Source organism: Pseudoduganella sp. RAF53_2 (assembly GCF_052113985.1).
Classification (GTDB): domain Bacteria; phylum Pseudomonadota; class Gammaproteobacteria; order Burkholderiales; family Burkholderiaceae_D; genus Rugamonas.
This window is the reverse complement of the sequence record NZ_JBFRDW010000311.1, coordinates 1-6794: the sequence shown is the minus strand read 5'-3', so window position 1 is coordinate 6794 and position 6794 is coordinate 1. Positions and strand designations below refer to the sequence as shown.

The 6794-nt window shown below is 52.9% G+C and carries 4 protein-coding genes; 1 reads left to right on the top strand and 3 read right to left on the bottom strand.

The window, feature by feature from the left end; genetic code table 11:
• Positions 1-258: 258 nt before the first annotated feature.
• The gene (locus AB4Z11_RS18455; RefSeq protein WP_442026747.1) at positions 259-927 is read left to right on the top strand and encodes a DUF6710 family protein; all 669 of its coding nucleotides are present in this window, start codon (positions 259-261) and stop codon (positions 925-927) included.
• Between the two features lie 579 nt (positions 928-1506).
• On the opposite strand, the gene AB4Z11_RS18450 is transcribed toward AB4Z11_RS18455, so the two are convergent.
• The 3 genes from AB4Z11_RS18450 to AB4Z11_RS18440 all read right to left on the bottom strand — a co-directional run.
• Complete coding sequence (locus tag AB4Z11_RS18450) at positions 1507-3732, bottom strand: DEAD/DEAH box helicase (protein WP_442026745.1); 2226 nt, start codon at positions 3730-3732, stop codon at positions 1507-1509.
• Between the two features lie 8 nt (positions 3733-3740).
• Positions 3741-5045, bottom strand: a complete 1305-nt coding sequence (locus AB4Z11_RS18445; protein ID WP_442026743.1) for an ATP-binding protein — start codon at positions 5043-5045, stop codon at positions 3741-3743.
• A partial coding sequence (locus AB4Z11_RS18440) for a TerB N-terminal domain-containing protein (RefSeq protein WP_442026741.1) occupies positions 5042-6794 on the bottom strand: 1753 nt, incomplete at its 5' end. The genes AB4Z11_RS18440 and AB4Z11_RS18445, both read right to left, overlap by 4 nt.

The window sequence follows — 6794 nt, the reverse complement described above, 5'->3', positions numbered from 1 at the left end:
CGGTGTATCACCTCATGTTCTCCGAAAACAGCGCCGCAATGAAGCAGGCTTCGCTGCTGAAAAAGCTTCGACAGGTTAGCGAACTTTTCAACGTTCCACTTGCGCACTATGGGAAAGCGAAATCCAGGGCCGGCTGCACTGACGACCTACTGTCTGACGATCTTTAGACACCCCAACGACTGAGTTAGGTCTGGCGTCCAAGCTCCATCGCCATGACCTCATCTCTTAGAAAACCGAAACCCATTCAACACACCTCCTATGTCTTCGACTTTTGGCCGTCAGCGCAGGGAAATCAAGCAGGAATTCGATAGTCTAATGGCGTTCGCAATGGATGTAGCGGAAAATTCTCCTGAGTCGCTCCGCAACTTAGTTCGCCTATACCTTCGACCACTCCAATCCGAAATGCTGCTGGACGCCGCCAGCAAGGGAACGACCAGAGATGTTCCTGTCATTGATGAACGAGATTTCTTCTGGTTCGGCCAACAGGCTATGATTGGTCGCCTAAATCGAACGTCTCGCCGAAACATGAAATGCGAGTTGAGGCTGGACCGGGACATTATCCTGCCATGGCCGTGGGAGCGTAGCAGGCTTGTTGGCTCAATCTCGTCACTTGGCGTGCGAAAAGCTTGGGGGCGCTGGAAGCAGGATGAAATGAATCATCTGGTTAGCGTATGGTTACCTTGGGGCTTTGCCTTCGTCGGAGGTGGCAACCACTCGCTCGCTGCCGCAATTCTGGAGGGAGATGGAAAAGTGGCGCCAACGGAAGTGCACGATATGTCAGGAATCTTCAAACTAGTAGAATGCGACGGCAACTATTACATCAACAAGAAAGACCACTCAATCGTCGCACCTGTTACCGATGCCAGAATTGCCGCGGTATTCGAGATTGGCAGGATGATGCGTAAGTTCAAAGTATCTGCGTGGTAGATCAGGAAGAAGGACATAGGGACGTTGTACGCAAATGACTTTTCATATCAACGATTTCTGTCCTTTAGCGAAATTGCTGAGTTAGCCGAGCCTGGCGAAGAATACGCCTATGGAAGACCGCGTTGGTAGATTGCACCTGGGCGAATTCCGGTTTGCGGAGGACCGTCAGCGTAACGCTTTCATGTTCCAGACAGGTGCGCTCTCGCGCAACACCAGCATACAAAGTCATGACCTGATGTTCTCGGACGCGATTAGTTTGATATTCGCAGTAAACACTGGGACTGCGTTGAAGTTTGTGTGTACGACTTTCCTGCGGAGATGGAGCCCGAGAGGCAGTGGATTGCGCAATGCTTCGGGCAGGCGGCAAGAGTATATGGGTGGAATACACGTGGTCCTCATGAGACGGAAATTTTCGACCCAGTGTTTGGCCAGACGGTTGGTACGATGGCAGCCTCTGAACGATTCACCACTGCAAGCCAATAGCTGTTTAATTTCCAACAATTAGCGAACGCGGTTGTCCGCTCAAGGGGTTGCTGCCGCTCACCGAACAGCGTGTGAGGTCAAGTCTGAGTTAGTAAGTTAATCAGCGAATCCTTCCGCTAAGGCGCGTAACCACTGCCCCGCCTCCTCCAGATTGAGATATAGGCTCGCATAACTCTCTCTCAATAGCCCCTCCGGCAAGGCCCAATCCCATTTCGCTCGTTGTAGATTTTTGGCCCCCTCTAACATCACGTGCACATCAGGGAAATCTTCACTTGCGATATCTAATACTCTGTCGACGATCTCTTCCGCTGATGCTCCAAGCTTCATGACCTCAACACCGAGTCCTGCAGTTTGGGCCGTCAAGCCCCGATGATTCAGCAAGCATGCGATTGCCTCATTTGAGGCATCACCAAGCCAGGTGATCAGAAGCAGCTCATGGCCCTGATCTAAGATGGTGCCCTTGGCCAGCCCCTTCGCAGCATAATCAATTCGCGCTTCGGCGAGGAACCGCTGCGCGGTTTCGTCAAGGAAGCCTGGAACGTCATCTGCTTCCAGGAGTTCCCTCATTCTTTGCCTAACCCGCGTGTGCGTTCTTCCACTACCGCCACTGAAAAGAGGCGGAACACCTCCGCGAGCGCGAGTCACAAATATGGTCTTGGATTCGTCGTAAATACTTTCGACAGTCCATGTCTTCCCGGCGAAAAGAATACGTTGTCCGGCGCAGAGCATTTGTGAAACTGGAAGTGTCCCTAAAGTCTTGGCCCCAGCAACAATACGGTATTCATCATCGGTCGCGAAGGCGGCGTAAAAGGTGTAGTGATTGACAAATTTCTCGCCCAGCGCACCGTGCAGCAATAAGCCAGATGACTCTTGAATGAGCAAATCTCTCTTCCCGAGCTCTCGAAGCAAATCTGAGAATGCGGACTTTGACGTTCCATTGAAGGGAGCGCCCGGCGCACAAAACAATGCGTACAGCTGACTTGCCTTTGCCCCCCCAGCCTGAGCAACATGCGAAAGGATCTGCTGAATCAACGTTGAGTAATGAGCACCGTGCGCCATTGGAGGCTCAAACCAGCCGTCGGTGAGTAGCGAAATCATCGCAACCATCTGCAGAGTGCTCAGGCGCAGTGTAGTTGCAAGCGATGCCTTGGCAGTAATTGCGTCCTCAACGCAGTAACCGCGCAGGATCGCGGGCTCGCCCTTTCTACGACCAGACCGGCCGAGGCGTTGCCGCAGACTTGCGACGGAAGGCGGCGGCCCAATCTGAGCCACGCTTTTGACTTGTCCAATATCGATGCCAAGTTCCAGAGTGTTGGTGCATATGGCGCTTGCTGGCCTTTCTTTCTGCTTCAACGCCTCTTCCGTCTCGGCGCGAATCTCCTTCGACAGATTGCCGTGATGTGGCCAGAACTCATTTGGTACATGATTCAGTTCACAGAGCTCGTTTAGCAGATGCGTGAACCGTTCAACTTCACGCCGAGAATTAGGAAAGATGAGGTTGTTCGAACCACGTAAAGCCTTATAAAGATGCGCGGCAATTGCACCAGGCGCGACCGGCTCTGTTTCGCCTTCATCCTCGGAGGTATCGACGCTCTCTTCGGGTACAGCTATCTCCCGCGGCTCCTCGTATCCCTTTAAGAGCACTTTAAGCTCTGTGCTCGAAGAGCGGGAACAGACTATCTTTACTTTCGCCCCCGCACCTGGTCGTAGAAAATCAGCAGCCAGCGCCATATCGCCCAAGGTGGCTGATAGACCGATGCGTGGCAATGTGCGACCTATTACACGCTCGACACGATGCATCAACGACTGCAGCTGCTTCCCTCGTTCATTTCCAATGAAGGCGTGTAGTTCGTCCACCACGACGTATGCTGTCTCTGCGAAGATGAACTTCAACGCGGTACCGCGATTGCATAGAAGCGCCTCCAAAGACTCGGGTGTAATCAACAAAACACCAAATGGTCGCTCAAGAAAACGCCGTTTCGTCGACGACGATACGTCCCCATGCCAAGGCCAAACTGGAATGTCTAAGCGCTCGCACAGGCGCTGTAGCCGTCCGAATTGATCGTTGATTAGCGCCTTTAACGGGCTCACGTAGACTATAAGCTTGGAGGCCCCATTTCGTAAAAGATGTGTCAACGCCGGTAGAAATGCTGCCTCAGTCTTACCGGCGGCGGTAGCGGCAGCCACGATGACATCGCAGTCCGCGTTGACGATAAGCGGAATTGCTGCTTCTTGAGCGTCACGGAGCGACTCCCACTGCTCTGTCCAGAGGTAGCGTTGTATTCGCTCATCCAGTTGATAGAACGAAGAACTATCCGCCATCACCTTCCTCACATCTTAAATGAAGCGAACTCGTCTTCGCCGTCGGTCTCAATGGCTTGTTCGATGGCCGCGCCGTTATCGGCTTGGATTTCTATTCCCCCTAAGAGTTCCTGCCATGCGGCGCCCGGGTTTTGCTCTAGCACCGCGAGCATATTGATAAATGACGTGATTGTCGTACGAGGCGTACGGAAGTACGATTCTCCAATCCGGTTAGAGCAATACTCCATGAAGCTGGCAATACCCTGGTCCGGCAACAAGAACTTCGACTCATCTCCCATTGCATAAACAAATCGGACCTTCTGAAGAAGAACATAGAAGTCTTCAGGCGTTAGGCTCGAGAGCCGAACGACCGGGCCACTGAAATCGACCCTGCCATTTGCCGCAAACGTGTTCTCGGCGAGCCGACTTTGCAGCGCGGAGTAGCTGTAAAGTCCTCTGCGCGTGTCCATCAAAAATTCAGGCGTACCTCCTAGGACGAACCCCAAGCCTACAGCCGCTCCTTGGAGAGAGTCGTTCAGAATACGAAGAATCTGTTCGAAGTTCGAGTTCCTTGCTTGAGTATTTGCCAGCTTGTACAAGTTGACCAATTCATCCAAGCCAATTAGCAGGCCAGAGAACCCGGCTAAGCGAACAAAGCGCGCCATAAGTTTGAATTGATCATAGACCTCTGCATCGTCAACGATGGCGCGTACGCCTAGAGCCTGCCGTGCATCTGTCTTGGTATGGAATTCTCCACGCAGCCAGCGAATCGCATCGGCCTTCAGCTGCTCATTTCCATCTTCATAACCGCGCCAGTACGCTGCGATAACATCAGCAAAGTCGTAACCATTCACCAGTTCAGTCAGCTGGTCCAACTTATGACGGATAATTGCCTCGGTAGACTGGTCGCCAGCCTTAGCTTCCGCCTTGGCGGTAGCAATAAACTTCTCGACGATGCCAGCAAGCGCACCACCGTCTGGCTTCGTACGTGTCGATAAGCTCCGCATCAGTTCGGAATATAAGGAGCGAGCCTGGCCTCCTGTAGCATGAAGACGTCGGTCTGGATTCAGGTCAGCAGTGGCAACGACTAGCTTCTTCTCCAACGCAACGGCGCGCACGACGTTTAGAAAGAATGTCTTACCAGCACCATACTCTCCAATCACCAGGCGGAACGCCGCTCCACCGTCTGCGATTCGCTCGATATCGCCGACCAGCGTTTCAATTTCTCTCACCCGCCCCACCTGAATCAGATGCTGACCGGTCCGAGGCACTACGCCGGCGCGGAGGGATTGTATGACCGCATCACGGTCTTTGAGTCGGATGGGCGTATTCATGCAGCTAATTTCTCCAAGAGTTCAGGATTTACAGAGATGGGATCATCGCCTTCGATGAATGGAACATCGTGCGCGTCAAAAGCTGCTTCGTTGATGGTCTCCAACGCTCCGTCGAGCATCAACTMCAAGTCGGCAGCGGCGTCACCGAGTTCATCTCGCGCCCATTCGGACCTAGACATCAACAAACGCGCAAGAACTGTGTGTGGCTCGTCCAATCCCAGCAAATTTTCTTTGACAGGAACATCTTCGCTTGGGACTTCAGCGGTTTCATGAGAAGTCTCCTCTTCATTGAAAATGCCAGAAAGGAGTACTGTGACGGCTTCGGTGTCTTTTTGCAGTGCTGCGATACGAGCTACATCGAGCTTGAAACCCGTTCTTTGAGATTTTTCCGCAGATACTCCAACCGGTACTCCGCCCGCCGCCGCCACGTGCACGTCGGTGAAGACGCGCTTCGCATCCACACCGAGTGCCTTGTAAAGCTTCTCCAAGACCTTCACTTCCTCTGGCGACACTGTTCCGTCAGCCTGGGCAACAGTCGCCATGAACGACGCAATTGCATTTTTAGTGTTTGCATCCACTCCGTCGAGTTTGGATCGCAGTGCAGCCAAGGAAGCCGGTGTGATCTGTAGTAAGCGAAGATGCGCCTGAAGTCGAAGGATATGATTAGGCGTCAGGTGCGTCCACGATTGAACTTGGCGATGCAAGTGTTCCAGCTCCTGGGTACAGAAATCGCCGTCAGCATTTGCAACCGTCGATGCGAGCTGGAGTGTCAACAAGGCTGCCTTATATGTAGGAGTCGCGCGAACCGAGACGTCCTCTGCGGATACTGCAAAGAGTACTACGCTTTCGTCAGCTTTCGGTATTTTTGCGCCAGCAAGGATATCTGGCTCTATCCCAATCTGCAGCGACTCCAACGCTTGAGCCAAGGCTAGACTGTTTTCCTTGTTAAGCGCACCTTTAGCACCGATAGCATCCTGCAGCGCTTGGAACGTCATCACCACCCATTCGTTCCCGATACACTCCCTCAAGGCATTGAGCGTGGAGTGAACGCTTGCAGGCCATAAGGAAACTGGAAGCAGCAGCAGCCCCTCTAAAGCATTACGGCTATCCGGGTTCTTGCCGACAAATCGGCTATAAGAGTCAAGCTCCTTGGTAACCACTTCGACCAAGTTGTTCAGCTTATTCAAGGGAGCAGTAAGAACCGAAACGTCTGGCACCTCGCCAATGTCGGCCACTTGAATCTGGCCACCGAATCCCGAGGACGCAGGAGCATAGGTCAGCTTCAACTTGGTTCGGTTCTTTGCGATGACTATGCCTTGACCGAAGGCTTTTTCGTATTCAATCTCGAATAGCCGATCGAATTCTTCAGCGCAGCGGTACGCTGCGGTTCGTAACGCAGACATTGGATCTAATCGTATCCATGCTAGCGCAAGCTTTGCTGGCACTGGCACCTTATTCAACGCAGCGTGYCCCAGCGCAAATCGCAGAGCGAACGGCAGTTCGCCTGCACGCTCAAATTTGGGCAGTGGAGTTAGATAAGGCTTCTGTTCAAGTTCACCTTGGCTTAGCCACATCAGCAAGGTACTTGCATAGCGCGCGAATGAAGCGGATTGCGCGCCGTATATGCCAATGAGTCGTTCCAGTTCTTTTCTGATGGCCGGCCATTCTGCTCGCAAGGATGGATCCTTGATGCTGTCGACGAGGACCCGGCGTTCGAGTCCGTAGAAGAACAAGAACACAAAGCCAATG